The following is a 13,876-nucleotide window of genomic DNA, read 5'->3' on the forward strand; positions in this document are numbered from 1 at the left end:
GCAGGACAGAAAGTGAACCGAAAACGCATCTGGGGCTGGTGGTTCTTCGATTGGGCAGGACAGCCCTATCACACGCTTTTGGTGTCGTTCATCTTTTCGATTTATTATTCCGAGGTGGCACGGCGGGAATTCATGTCTCGGGGCCTCGACGCCACGCAGGCGGGGGTAGAGGCGCAGGCGCTCTGGGGTTACGGTCTGGCAATCGGCGGTGCTGCCATTGCCATTCTTGCCCCGATCCTTGGTGCCGTGGCAGATTCCACGGGACGACGCCTGCCCTGGGTCTGGTTCTTTTCAGGCATGATCGTGGTCGGATCTGCGGGCTTGTGGTGGCTGACTCCGGATAATCCCAACCTTCTGCAGGCGGTATTCTTCTTCGGCATCGGGCTTGTCGGGCTGGAGCTTGCGACGATCTTCACCAACGCGCTTTTGCCCAGCCTCGGCTCTCGCCAAGAGGTCGGGCAGATATCCGGATCGGGTTTTGCCTTTGGCTATCTTGGCGGGCTGACCTCACTTGCGATCATGTTGATCTTCTTTTCCGAGGGTGAGTCCGGCACGACGCTTGTCGGCCTGACCCCGCCTTTCGGCCTGGACCCGGAACTGCGCGAGGGCACGCGCTTTGTCGGCCCCTTCACGGCGATCTGGTATGTCCTGTTCATGATCCCCTTTGCCCTTTGGGTCAAAGAGGCACCGGGAACCGGCCGCCCGCTTCGCCTTGGCGTCGCGATGGGCGAGCTTGGCCGTTTGCTGTCCAATCTGCCGAAGCGGCGCAGCCTGCTGAACTGGCTGCTTTCGTCGATGCTGTCGCGGGATGCGCTGAACGGTTTGTATCTGTTCGGCGGCGTCTATGCCGGAACGGTTCTGGGCTGGTCGGTCACGATGTCGGGCATCTTCGGTATCATCGGCGCAATTTCGGCGGCCCTGATTTCGTGGCTGGGCGGACATGCGGACCGGCGTTGGGGGCCGAAGCCGGTGATTATTGTCGCGATTGTCATGCTGTCACTGGTTTGCGTGATAGTTGTCAGTATGGATCGGCAAAGCCTGTTCGGTGTAGGTTTGCCGCCCGGTTCCAGCCTGCCGGATATTCTCTTTTTCATTTGCGGCGCGCTGATCGGCGGCGCAGGCGGTGCGATGCAGGCGTCGTCGCGCACGCTAACGGTCCGCCACACTAGCGAGGAACGCGCGACCGAGGTGTTTGGCCTATATGCGCTGTCCGGCAAGGCGACGGCCTTCCTTGCGCCTTTCTTCATCGCATTGGTGACAGACCTTAGCGGCAGCCAGCGGGTTGGCGTATCTCCGCTGATCGTGATGTTTATTCTGTCGCTAATCCTGCTAAGCTGGGTCAACAAAAACGGAGAGGCAGAGCAGTGATCCGCAAATTTATTCTGACTGTTGCCGCTGTGGCCGGGCTGGCGATGCCCGCTGCGGCCGATCCTTTGGCAAAAGACGTCTTTGGCCACGTTCCCGGCCCGACAGGCGGGGCAGGCGTTTCGATCGGCAGCTATTCCAAGGGCTGCGTTTCAGGGGCCGTGCAGCTTCCCGAAACGGGGCCGACATGGCAGGCGATGCGCTTGTCGCGCAATCGCAACTGGGCGCATCCAGAGATGGTGAAGTTCGTCATCGGCCTGTCGCAGGCCGCTACGAAAATGGGTTGGCGCGGTCTTTACGTCGGCGATATGAGCCAGATGCGCGGTGGCCCGATGCTCAGCGGTCATGCCAGCCACCAGTTGGGGCTGGATGCCGATATATGGATGCTGCCGCCGTCGTCGCTTGGGCTGTCGCGCGCACAACGTGAGAACATCTCTTCCATCACTGTGGTTGCGCAGAACGGGTTGAGCGTGAATGGCAACTGGACGGGTTCGCATGCCGCGATCATTCAGTCGGCGGCGATGGACCCGCGCGTTGACCGGATATTCCTTGATGCCGCGATCAAGGTCGCGATGTGCGACGCCAACCGCGACCGTGGTTCCTGGCTTCAGAAGCTGCGCCCGACGCCCAATCACGACTACCACTTCCATGTTCGCCTGAACTGTCCGGCAGGGAATAACGGTTGCAGGAATCCGGCATCGCCGGTTGCGGCACTGTCCGGCAATGACAATGGCTGCGGCGCCGCCCGGCAAGAGCTGGCGTACCGCGCCAACCCCTCAAGCCGGCCGAAGGGTACACCGAACCCGAATTACCGCCACCCCCGCAGTTTCCGGCTAAGCGAGATGCCCCGTCAATGTCAGGCAGTCGCCACCGCCCGCTGATCCTTGCGTTCCTGATCTCGACACTGGCCCTGCCGTCCTATGGCAAGGCCAGTGTCGAATATGTGGGAACCTTCGTCTGGTCGCTGCCGGAAGCTGATTTCGGCGGCTTTTCCGGCATCGAAATCAGCGATGACGGATCAGAGTTTCATATCCTGTCCGACAGGGCGACGATCCGTTGGGGCCGCGTTGATCGTGACCCGGCTGGCCGAATTCGTGGCATGCAGATGTCGGGCCGCGCACGACTGCAGGACAGTCAGGGCCGCATGCTGCAGCCGGGCTGGCAGGGCGACAGCGAAGGGCTTGCCATGGCGGACGGCGGCGGCTTCTGGGTCAGCTTTGAGGGGCTGGACCGGGTGGCCCGTTATGACGATCCGGATCAGCCCGCGATTCGTATTCCCGTACCCGACGCGTTCGAGGAACTGCCGGTGAACAGCGGGCTGGAGGCTCTGGCTGCAGATCAGGACGGCACGCTTTATGCCGTGCCAGAGCTGATGTCGCAGGCGACCAACAGCTTTCCGGTCTGGCGGTTTCGCCGTGGCGAGTGGGATCAGCCGTTCAGTTTGCCTGCCGCGTCAAAATGGCAGTCGGTTGGTGCAGATATCGGGCCTGATGGCCGGCTCTATCTGCTGGAGCGCTATTTCCGGGGAATTCTGGGTTTCCAGTCGCGCGTGCGTCGCTTCAATCTGGCAGAGGATGGTGTCAGCGACGAGGAAGTTCTGCTGGAAAGCACGACCCTGCAATATGACAACCTCGAAGGCATTTCTGCATGGAGCGATGGTCAGGGCATCCGTATAACGATGGTTTCGGATGACAACTTTCTGCCGATCCAGCGGACTGAACTGGTCGAGTATCGTATCCTGAATTGAGCGTCGCGTCAGGCGTGCTTGCCGCGCGCAAACCAATCCAGAAAGGCTTTCAGCCGGGCTGATTGCAGGATTCGCGATGGGTAATAGATGTGAAACTGAAGCGGATCAGGTTCATATTCTTGTAGCAGCTCAACCAGACGTCCGTTTTCGATGGCCTGTTCCTCTATAATGCGGAACGCCTGCGCCATGATCTGACCGGATCGCAGCGCCAGACCGATGCTGCGGATGTCATCCAGACTGATGGATGCGGGGGGATCAAGCTCCAGCGTGTGGTCGCCATCGCGAAAGCGCAAGGGTTCCAGTCGCTGGCTACCGGGGAACCTGAAGCGCTGAAGGCGGTGACCCTGCAGGTCGCCGGGTGTGGCTGGTTTGCCGTGGCGTTCGATATATTCGGGACTGGCCAGCAACACCCGGCGCAGCGGCGGGCCAATCGGCAGAGAGATCATGTCCCCTTCCAGCGATTCCCGCAGCCTGATCCCGGCGTCGAAGCCACCCTTCACAATGTCCGTCAGGCGGTTATCCGTGCTCAGTTCCAGTTGAATGGCGGGATGCGCCTGTATGAACTGGGCAAGCTGCGGCATGACGCAGATTTCCGAGGCCAGATGCGAAAGTGAGATTCGCAGCGGACCCTCTGGCTGTCCCTCACTGTCGCGAAGGGATTCGATCGCGTTCGACAGTCGTCCCAGCGGTGCGTCAATTTCAGCCAGCAACCGGCTGCCTGCTTCAGTCAGGCGCAGCGAGCGGCTCGTCCTTGCGAACAGCCGGGTGCCGACCTGTTCTTCCAACGCGCGGATGGATTGCGACACGGCAGAGGGGGTAACGCCCAGTCGCCCGGCAGCGGCGGTGAATCCACCGTTGACCGCAACCGCACGAAAAACCGGCAACCCGGCAAGGATACGAGCTTCTATCATTAAGCAAAACTAACAGAACGAATAAAAAATACCACATTTTTTCTGTATAATTCTGATCGCATATTGGTTTCCGACCTTGATCGAAGGACGGACCGAGCCATGACCCGTATTCAGCCACAGATGACCGCAAAAATGGATGCCGCAATCGACAGCGCGCTTGCAGAGCGCCGGATTGTCGGCACGGTGACCATGCTTTCAGAGAATGGAAATGTTACCTATCGACGCGCCGCCGGTTTCTCGGACCGCGAAAGCGCGCAACAGATGCAGATGGAAGACCGCTTCCGCTATGCCTCGATCACAAAGCTTTTTACCACCGCCGCGGCGCTGAAGCTGATTGAAGTCGGGCGACTTGATCCGGCGGCGCCTGTCACAAACTATTTGCCGGATTTTCAACCGCGCTTGGCGAATGGTCGGATACCAGTCATCACGATTGATCATCTGATGTCGCATATGGCGGGGTTGGACTATGATTTCCAGCAGCCTGTGCAGGGCCCATATGCCCGCGCATGCATTTCAAACGGGCTGGATAACAACCGGGCCACGATGGCGGAAAACCTGAAACGACTGTCCGGGCAAACGCTGCTGTCTGAACCGGGTGGAAAATGGCGTTACTCTATGGCGACCGATGTCTTGGGCGGGGTCATTTCTGCGATATGTGACGAACCCTTGCCAATCGTCGTTGCTGAACTGGTCAGCGGGCCCCTTGGCCTGAATGCAGGCTTTCATCGCCATCCCGATCGGCTCGTCCCGACCTATAAGGACAGCGACACCCAGCCTGTCAGGTATGACGAGCAGACGGAAATACCGTTTGGCGACGGCATCGTGCTGCGCCTCGACCCGCAGCGTATCGGTCGGAACGACAGAGCCTTCGCATCGGGTGGTGGCGGGATGGAGGGCGACGCGGCATCAGCACTGGTGCTGATCGAGGCGCTGCGCGACGGGGATTTCCTGTCGCCCGGTATGCGGCAGCAGGCGATGAAGTTGCGCACCCCGCCAAATCAGCCGACACGCGGTCCGGGTTGGGGCTTTAGCTGGCTGGGTTCGTATCTGATTGATCCGAATGCCGCTGGCACGGCACTTGCCGCCGGGACAATCGCCTGGGGTGGCGTCTACGGTTATTCCTGGCTGATGAGCCCGCAACTTGGGCGCTGCATGGTTGCGCTGACCAATACCGCACTGGAAGGGATGATCGGGCGTTTCGCTGCGGAAATCGCTGAAGCGACGGCGTAAGGTCCGGACATGGACGGGTCTGGCATTGACTCCGCCGCTGCGCTGCCTTATCGCCGCGATGTCCCGGTTTCCGGGGCCGAGTTGTTCCGCGACCTTGTAAAACGGAAATATCATGACCCGCTTCATTCCCGGCGCTATCGCCATGGCCATTATCGTGGTGGCCTCAAACATCCTCGTGCAATTCCATCTGGGCGCATGGCTCACCTGGGGCGCGATTACCTATCCCTTCGCCTTTCTGGTCACCGATGTGATGAACCGCGTCTATGGACCCGCCGCTGCCCGGCGCGTGGTTCTGGCGGGCTTCGCCATCGGTGTCGTCTGTTCGCTGGTCGCCGCAGGCATGGACAAAACGACGCTTCGAATCGCCATCGCATCGGGCGCGGCCTTTTTGATTGCACAGCTTCTGGACATTTCCGTGTTCAACGCCATGCGCACAAGCGGCGGCTGGTGGAAGGCGCCTCTGGTTTCGTCATTCTTCGGATCGGCTGTGGATACGGCACTTTTCTTTTCCATCGCCTTTGCTGCTCAGTTCAGCTTTATCGACCCCGCTGACAACGTCGGCTGGGCGAATGAGATGATCCCGCTGCTTGGTTTCGGCCCCGCTGCGCCGGTTTGGGCCTCGCTCGCGACAGCGGATTGGTTGATGAAAATGTTGCTTGCTTTGCTGGCTTTGGTGCCATTCCGCCTCATGGTCCGCAATATCTTGCGTCGGAACGCTGCATTTTGAGTTGACTTATCCACAGGCTGTGGCAGGCTTCCTTCAGTGGCAACATTTTGAAAGGAGGTGGTCCAGTGTCGAGAGTGATATTGGAGAGAGGTGTCGGGACAGTCAGGGGGGCCGCGGCCTGAGGGCAGACCCCAGGTTTCAGAACTCTGACTGGGACGGTCGGATCTTCGATCCCTAACCGGACCATCTTCGTAGATCTCGCGGGTCGTTGCCGAAAGGCACGGCCCGTTTCTATTTTTTGGCGGGCTTCACGGTACGTTAGGAACTCTGCGCTATCCGGGCCAGATGAACAGGATAGCACCCGATAGATCACCAGCGACGCCAAAGGCGACCGACAGGCGCCTGATCATGCTGGTCGATGACAGCCGATGGCAGCGCCGTTTGTTCGCGCGCTATCTGGACGGCACGGATTTCGATGTCGTCGAAGCCGAAAGCGGGGCAGAAGCATTGCGGCTGTTCCGTCAACGCAAGCCGGACTTTATCCTTTCTGATTGGGTGATGGAAAATATGACCGGCCCCGAACTTTGCGCCGAGGTGCGCGAACTCAGCACGGACAGCTATACCTATTTCATCCTGCTGACGTCGAAGGCCGATCCCGCGGATATCGCTTATGGCCTTGAAAACGGTGCTGACGACTTCCTGACAAAGCCGACCTCCTCTGCAGAGTTGCGGGCGCGTATTTGTGCGGCAGAACGTATCCTGCACTTGCAGGAGCGTGCGCGGCGCACCAATGAGAAGCTGACCGAAGCGCTGCGGATACTTCACAAAACCCAATCCGCGATGGAACGCGATCTGAAAGACGCGAGCAAGCTGCAGCAAGGTCTGATCGGGGAAAGAAGCGAAACCTATGATGGTTTTGCCGTATCCAACATCCAGCGGCCCGCCGGGCATGTCGGCGGCGACCTGACCGGCAGCTTTGCCATCAATGCCCGGCGCTTCGGTGTGTTCGCAATCGACGTCTCGGGTCATGGCGTGGCGGCAGCCCTGCTGACCGCGCGGCTTGCGACACAGTTCTCCCCGTCAGTCGATCAGAATGCCGCTTTGCTGATAAATGAGTTCGGCTTGTACGAGGCGCGGCCACCTGCGGTTCTGGCGCGTTATCTCAACCATCTGATGCTGACCGATCTTCAGACGGACACCTATTTCACTATGGTTTATGCGATGGTCGACCAGATGAGTGGTGAGGTCCGCATGGTCCAGGCCGGTCACCCGCATCCCATCGTGCAGCGCAGCAATGGCGAGATCGAGATGCTGGGAAAGGGCGGCTACCCCATCGGCGTCATCGAAGAGGCTGGGTTCGAGGAGATATCACTGACACTCGAACCGGGCGACCGTCTGCTGATCGCGTCGGATGGGCTGTCGGATGCCACGGATGCATCCGGCGCCATAATGGGTGAGGCTGGCGTTGCAGCCATCATGCGGGCCAATCCGGATGCACGTGGTTCAGATCTTTGCGACGAACTGGTTCGGTCCGTCAATGCTTTCAGCGATGGGCGACAAAGCGACGATATTTCCGCCGTTCTGATTGAGCGGTTGAGGCCGATCTGAAGACGTCCCGGTTGCAACCAATCGCAGAGATTCGCCGCCAGTGGCAGGACCGTTAAGCCCCCCATGCGCCACATTGTCAGGCCGCAGCGCCCGCCAGCTCGTTCATCACCTTATCGGCCTCTTCACGGTATTTGGCGATGGAAGCATGCTTTACAGGCCCGTATCCGCGCATCTGCATGGGCGCAGACAGTACAGCCTCGGCCTTATCCACCCCTTTTGCATTTATCAGCGCCGGAAGGTCATCAAGCACCTTTTCAAACCACCGGATCAGATCGCGTTCCTCGCGTCTCTCGGCCATCCAGCCAAAGGGATCAAATGCCGTTCCGCGCAATTTCTTGCCTCGTGCGAGTATCCTCAACCCCGGTGTCAGCCATCCGCCAAATTGACGTTTCACCGGTCGCCCGCGTGCATCGCGTCGCGCAGGAAGAAACGGTGGGGCGAGGTTGTAGACGATGCGGCCACCTTCCCATTCCGCATCCAGCCGCGAAGAAAACTCTGGCGCGGTCAGCAGTCGGGCCACTTCGTATTCATCCTTATATGCCATGAGCCGGAACAAGGCTTGCGCCGCCGACCGGGTTAGCTCGTCGGTTTTTTCCTCTGGCAAGGCCGGCAGGGCAGAACGGAAACGGTCGATTCGGTCTGAGAAGCGTTTGGCGTAACCGCTATCCTGATAGGCCGTCAATTCCGCCGCGAAGCGTGTCAACATTTCCGGCAGCGCTTCGGCCACGCGGGTCTCTTCTGCAAGTGGCAGCTTCTCAGGCGTGGCCGCCAGCACGCGACCCAGATTGAACGCACGCTGGTTGGCGGGAATCGCGGTGCCGTTCAGAACAATGGCCTGCTGCAACGACAACAGCCCGACCGGGACCAGACCCGACTGCCAGGCATAGCCAAGCATCATTACATTCGCGAAGACACTGTCACCCAGCAAACGCTGGGCGATCTGATTGGCGTCAAACCCTTCGACATTTCGCGCACCGACGGCTTTGCGGATCGCCTCGACCCGCGCGGGCACGCGCAGATCGGCGTCGCGGTTCAGGACAAGATCACCGGTCGGCATTTCCGCAAGGTTCACAACAACCCGCGTTCCCGGACGATAAAGCGCCGAGGCTTTCGGGGCGGATGACACGACAACGTCGCAGCCGATCACAGCATCGGCTGACCCCGTCTCGATACGTAGCTGATTGATATCTTCTGGCCGCTCGGCAAGCCGAACATAGCCAAGAACCGTGCCGAATTTCTGCGCGAACCCGGTGAAGTCCAGCACAGAGGTGCCCTTGCCCTCCAGATGGGCGGCCATGCTGATCAGTGCGCCGACGGTCACGACCCCGGTACCGCCGACACCGCCCACCAGCAGGTCGTAGGGCTGTGAAAGTGCGGGAAGGGCAGGTTCCGGCAGGTCGCGCATCAGGGCGTCCATATCCAGATCGACGGCCTGTGCCGTGCGGTGGGTTGCACCTTCGATGGTGACGAAGCTGGGGCAGAAGCCGCCGACGCAGGAAAAATCCTTGTTGCAGCTGTTCTGATTGATCTGCCGTTTGCGACCGAATGGGGTTTCGACCGGCTCGACGGACAGGCAGTTCGAGGCGACAGAGCAATCCCCGCAACCCTCGCAGACACGGCTGTTGATGACGACCGCCTTGGCCGGATCCTCCATCAGCCCGCGCTTTCGGCGGCGGCGTTTTTCGGTGGCGCAGGTTTGTTCATAGATCAGTACCGTGACGCCGGGAATATCGCGCAGCTCACGCTGGACTGCGTCCAGACGGTCGCGATGGTCAAAGCTTGTATCGTCCGGGAACTCGGCGCCGTCGAATTTCGCGGGCATGTCACTGACGACGGCAATGCGTTCGACCCCCTCTGCGCGGCAGGATTGCGCAATGGAGGCCGCGCTGACCGGCCCGTCAACGGGCTGCCCGCCGGTCATGGCGACCGCGTCGTTATACAGGATCTTGTAGGTGATATTTGACTGAGCAGCGACGGCCTGCCGGACGGCGAGAGAGCCGGAGTGATACCACGTCCCTTCGCCGAGGTTCTGGAAAATATGTTTGCCGCCATTGAACGCCTGCCGCGCGATCCACGGCACGCCCTCTCCGCCCATCTGCGCATAGCCGACTGTGTTTCGGTCCATCCAGCTTGCCATGACATGACAGCCGATGCCGGATGCCGCCATGCTGCCATCGGGGAGTTTGGTCGACGTGTTATGCGGACAACCAGAGCAGAAATAGGGTGTCCTTGTCGCGCCGGACACATTCAGGGTCAGGTCGGGCACTTGCGCCAGAGCGGCTGCACGTGCGGGCAGGTCTTCGGCCGGGAAATGCCGGTGCAGGCGCTCGGCAATGATCGGCGCCAGCAGGCGCGGCGATAACTCTCCTGAAAATGGGATCAGGGCCGCCCCGGTTTCGTCATGCTTGCCGACCATCGCCTGCGGCTTGTCGCCGGGCCAGTCATAGAAATGTTCCTTGAACTGGCTTTCGATGATGCCGCGCTTTTCCTCGACAATCAGAACTTCATCCTTGTTGCGCACAAAGCGCAGCGCGTCCTGTCGTGCCAGCGGCCAGACCATCCCGACCTTGTAGATGTCGATGCCCAGCCGACGGCATTCGTCCTCATCCAGCCCAAGCAGCCGCAGCGCCTCCATCAGGTCCAGATGGCCTTTTCCGGTCGTGACGATCCCATAGCGGGCGTCCTTGACGTCATAGATACGGCGGTCGATGGGGTTGGCGTTCACAAAGGCCTCGACCGCGCGCAGCTTGTGCGTCAGCCGGGTCTCGATTTCGGGGCTGGGAAGGTCGGCGGGGCGCACATGCAGACCGCCGGGTGGCGGATCAAAGGGCGGCAAGGTGAATACGCGGTCCTTTGGCAATTCGACCGAGGCACCGGATTCCACCGTTTCGGAGATTGCCTTGAAGCCCACCCATGTGCCGGAATAGCGCGACAGGGCATAGCCGTATTCGCCGAAGGTCAGGAATTCCGCGACAGAGGCGGGGTTCAGTACCGGCATGAACCAGGACATGAAAGCGACGTCGGATTGATGCGGCATAGAGGATGAGACACAGCCGTGATCGTCACCCGCAACGACCAGAACGCCGCCTTTGGGTGCGCTGCCATAGGCGTTGCCGTGGCGAAGCGCGTCGCCCGAACGATCCACGCCCGGACCCTTGCCATACCACATCGCAAAAACGCCCTCGACCCGCGCATCCGGGTCCAGAGTTGCCTGCTGAGAACCCAGAACAGCGGTCGCGCCAAGGTCTTCATTCACCGCAGGCAGAAAGGTGATGTCATGCGCCGCGAGCCTTTTCTTGGCGCGCCACAACTCCAGATCGACAGCACCAAGGGGAGAGCCGCGATAGCCCGATATATAACCGGCGGTGTTCAGACCTGCCGCCTTGTCGCGACGGGCCTGATCCAGCAGAATGCGAACCAGTGCCTGCGTTCCGGTCAGAAAAACCCGGCCTTCTTCGGCCTCGTAACGATCCTCAAGTGCGTAGCTGTGCGGAATCGACTGATCCAACATGGCGTGCCTCCCTATCTGTGACGATAAGGATAAGTCAAAATCCTTGGTAAATCTGGTCCATTCCGCTACTCAATCGACTGGCTGATGGAAAATGTGACCGGATAGATCGTCATGTCTGACAAGAATGACCTGCAAGCGGTGGACCGGGCGATTCTGCGTGCCGTGCAGCAGGATTGCCGGCTTTCCAATGCGCAGCTTGCGGAAAAGGTTGGGCTGTCTGCCTCTGCCTGCTGGCGGCGGGTTCGGATGCTTGAAGAAGCGGGGGTCATCTCCGGCTATGCTGCGCAGGTGAATCCGGATCTGGCCGGGCTGGAGTTTCATGCCATCGTTCATGTTCGCCTGACCCGACATGACCGCGATGCAGTGCGCCGGGTGATGACCGAACTGACCGTCCGGCCGGAAATCGTTGAATGCTATGCCACCACTGGCCAGTATGACTATCACCTTCGTGTCCTCTGCGCGGATATGACGGCCTATCGGCATTTTCTTGACGATTTCCTGTTTCGTTTGCCCGCTATCGAAAGCGCCCAAACCAATGTCGTTATGGAATCGATCAAACCGCGTGGTGTTATTCCGGTCTGAACGTGCTGTTCAGACCACCGCGTGACTATCGGGCCGGGACGCCGGGTTGAACGACAATTGGGGCTTTGCCGTCTCATTTCGCCTCGTCATCGGAGGCTGCCAGTATCGGAATCGGTGACAAGGTCTCGCTTTTGTGGCAAGTGCCACGCGATGGCAGCGTTATGCGGAGATTGTTGAATTAATGCGTGTTCTGGTTACCGGCGCTGCCGGATTCATCGGTTTTCACTTGTCCGAGTTGCTGCTGGCAGAGGGGCACGACGTGCTGGGTCTCGACAGCCATAACGACTATTACGATCCGGCGCTGAAGCTGGCGCGAGAAGCACGCCTGCTTGCCCGCACAGGTTATCAGAATATGCGTGGCAAGGTGGAAGATCCGGGCCTGCTGACGGACCTGTTTTCAGAGTTTCGGCCCGATGCGGTCATTCATCTGGCCGCTCAGGCCGGTGTTCGCTATTCAATCGAAAACCCGCGCGCCTATGTCGAGGCAAACCTGCAAGGTACGTTCGAACTGCTGGAGGCCGCGCGGGCGCACAAACCGGCGCATCTTTTGCTGGCTTCGACCAGTTCTGTCTATGGGGCGAACACCGAAATGCCCTATCGCGAGACGGACAAGGTCGACACCCAAATGTCCTTCTACGCGGCGACCAAGAAATCGAATGAGGCGATGGCGCACAGCTATGCCCATCTCTTCGATATTCCGACAACCATGTTCCGGTTTTTCACAGTCTACGGGCCTTGGGGCAGGCCGGATATGGCTCCCTACCTGTTTACCTCTGCAATCTTCGAAGGCCGCCCGATCAAGGTTTTCAACCATGGGGATATGCAACGCGACTTTACCTATGTCACCGACCTTGTACGTGCCATTCGCCTGTTGATCGATGCAGCGCCAGAATGTCCCGCGCAGGCCAGTCAGATCGACGAAGGTGACAGCCTGTCGCCCGTCGCGCCCTGGCGTGTGGTAAATATCGGCAATGGGGAATCGGTGCCGCTGATGGAGTTTATCGCCGCCATCGAGTGCGCCTCGAACCGCAAGGCCGAAAAGAACATGATGCCGATGCAGCCCGGCGATGTTCCGGCGACCTGGGCCGATACGGCGCTGCTGCGTAAACTGACCGGCTATGCGCCGAAAACCTCGGTGCGAGAGGGTGTTAAGGCCTATGTGGATTGGTATCGCAGCTATTACGGGATTGAGGGCTGATCACCGGCGCTCAGCGCCACGATAAAAAATGCCGGGCGAGGTTGCCCGGCATTTCAGTTTTTCAATCCGCTAGCAGGATCAGAACGGGCTGTCCGGGAAGTGATACTGCTCTGCATTCTCGGGCGTGATAAGCTGGCTGCTGATGATATAGCGGCCGGTCACCGGCGCGTTTGAGACGAAGTTCAGTGCCGTCATCTCGATTGCCGAGGAAATCAGTGCGGGCGGGTAGGTGACGTTCACCGGCAGCTGCGGATCGCCTTCCATGATGCGGCTGACGATTTCCTTCATGCCGGCACCGCCGACCACGACCATCTCTTCTTCGCGGCCTGCCTGCGCAATGGCTTCCAGCACGCCGATGGCCATGTCGTCATCCGCCGCCCAGACCGCGTCGATCTCGGGGTATTTCGCAAGGTAATCCTGCATCACGTTGAAGGCGTCATCACGGTTCCAGTTGCCGTGCTGCATGTCGAGGATTTCCTTATCCGAACCCTCAAGCGCGGCCTGGAAAGCCTCTACCCGTTCATTGTCCAGCGTGGTCGGAATGCCGCGCAGCACGACGATCTTCGCGCCCGCATCCAGATTGTCGCGGAAATATTCGCCTGCGACGCGGCCAAAGGCGGTGTTGTCGCCAGCGACATAGAGATCTTCGATCCCCTCCTCGGCAAGGCCACGGTCGACGACGGTCACGAACTTGCCCGCTTCCTTCACCATCTTGACCGGGTCGGTCAGCGGTTCGGATTCGAAGGGCAAGACGACCAGACCGTCGATATTCCGGGTGGCCAGCATGTCTTCGATATCCGAAACCTGCTTGCCGGGATCACCGGCAGTGGACAGAACGAAGTCCAGGTTGGGATATGCCTCTTCCAGACGGTCGATGGTGTCCTGCGCATGCCAGTTCAGGCCGCCCATGAAGCCATGCGTGGCCGACGGGATCGAGACGCCGATCACGGTTGTCTCATCCTGCGCCATCGCGCCCCCGGCCATCAGCGCCACGGCAGCGGCAGCCATCGGCATTTTCAGCAGATTACGACGTTTCATTAAATTTCCTCCCCGTTGT

General features: G+C 59.9%; 11 protein-coding genes. 8 read left to right on the top strand and 3 right to left on the bottom strand.

The genetic code is table 11. The features are described 5' to 3' along the window. Positions 1–12: 12 nt before the first annotated feature. The 3 genes from PAF20_RS15655 to PAF20_RS15665 are packed head-to-tail and all read left to right on the top strand — an operon-like array spanning position 13 to position 3,112. Positions 13–1,368, top strand: a complete 1,356-nt coding sequence (locus PAF20_RS15655) for an MFS transporter (RefSeq protein WP_271071520.1) — start codon at positions 13–15, stop codon at positions 1,366–1,368. Beyond that, a complete protein-coding gene (mepA, locus tag PAF20_RS15660; protein WP_271071521.1) occupies positions 1,365–2,246 on the top strand; it encodes a penicillin-insensitive murein endopeptidase in 882 nt (293 codons plus the stop codon). The genes PAF20_RS15655 and mepA overlap by 4 nt, the downstream gene beginning before the upstream one ends. Continuing rightward, positions 2,219–3,112, top strand: coding sequence for an esterase-like activity of phytase family protein (locus PAF20_RS15665; RefSeq protein ID WP_271071522.1), 894 nt, complete (start codon positions 2,219–2,221; stop codon positions 3,110–3,112). The genes mepA and PAF20_RS15665 overlap by 28 nt, the downstream gene beginning before the upstream one ends. A gap of 8 nt (positions 3,113–3,120) precedes the next feature. Here PAF20_RS15665 and PAF20_RS15670 read toward each other — a convergent pair whose 3' ends face one another. Continuing rightward, positions 3,121–4,023 (bottom strand): LysR family transcriptional regulator, encoded by a 903-nt coding sequence (locus tag PAF20_RS15670; RefSeq protein ID WP_271071523.1) that lies wholly within the window; start codon positions 4,021–4,023, stop codon positions 3,121–3,123. Between the two features lie 99 nt (positions 4,024–4,122). Between PAF20_RS15670 and PAF20_RS15675 the strand changes: the two genes are divergently transcribed. From PAF20_RS15675 to PAF20_RS15685, 3 genes are all read left to right on the top strand, one after another. Beyond that, entirely contained in the window at positions 4,123–5,253 is a 1,131-nt protein-coding gene (locus PAF20_RS15675; protein ID WP_271071524.1) for a serine hydrolase domain-containing protein, read from the top strand. Positions 5,254–5,365: 112 nt separating this feature from the next. After that, complete coding sequence (locus tag PAF20_RS15680; RefSeq protein ID WP_271071525.1) at positions 5,366–5,980, top strand: queuosine precursor transporter; 615 nt, start codon at positions 5,366–5,368, stop codon at positions 5,978–5,980. A 285-nt stretch (positions 5,981–6,265) separates the two neighbouring features. Next, positions 6,266–7,528, top strand: a complete 1,263-nt coding sequence (locus tag PAF20_RS15685) for a PP2C family protein-serine/threonine phosphatase (protein ID WP_271071526.1) — start codon at positions 6,266–6,268, stop codon at positions 7,526–7,528. Between the two features lie 76 nt (positions 7,529–7,604). Here PAF20_RS15685 and PAF20_RS15690 read toward each other — a convergent pair whose 3' ends face one another. Further along, complete coding sequence (locus PAF20_RS15690) at positions 7,605–11,039, bottom strand: indolepyruvate ferredoxin oxidoreductase family protein (protein WP_271071527.1); 3,435 nt, start codon at positions 11,037–11,039, stop codon at positions 7,605–7,607. Positions 11,040–11,150: 111 nt separating this feature from the next. Between PAF20_RS15690 and PAF20_RS15695 the strand changes: the two genes are divergently transcribed. After that, a complete protein-coding gene (locus PAF20_RS15695) occupies positions 11,151–11,621 on the top strand; it encodes an Lrp/AsnC family transcriptional regulator (protein ID WP_271071528.1) in 471 nt (156 codons plus the stop codon). Between the two features lie 181 nt (positions 11,622–11,802). Further along, positions 11,803–12,819, top strand: coding sequence for an NAD-dependent epimerase/dehydratase family protein (locus PAF20_RS15700; RefSeq protein WP_271071529.1), 1,017 nt, complete (start codon positions 11,803–11,805; stop codon positions 12,817–12,819). Between the two features lie 78 nt (positions 12,820–12,897). Here PAF20_RS15700 and PAF20_RS15705 read toward each other — a convergent pair whose 3' ends face one another. Continuing rightward, a complete protein-coding gene (locus PAF20_RS15705; protein WP_271071530.1) occupies positions 12,898–13,857 on the bottom strand; it encodes an ABC transporter substrate-binding protein in 960 nt (319 codons plus the stop codon). Positions 13,858–13,876: the final 19 nt, after the last annotated feature.

This window comes from Paracoccus albus, assembly GCF_027913035.1.
Lineage (GTDB): Bacteria > Pseudomonadota > Alphaproteobacteria > Rhodobacterales > Rhodobacteraceae > Paracoccus > Paracoccus albus.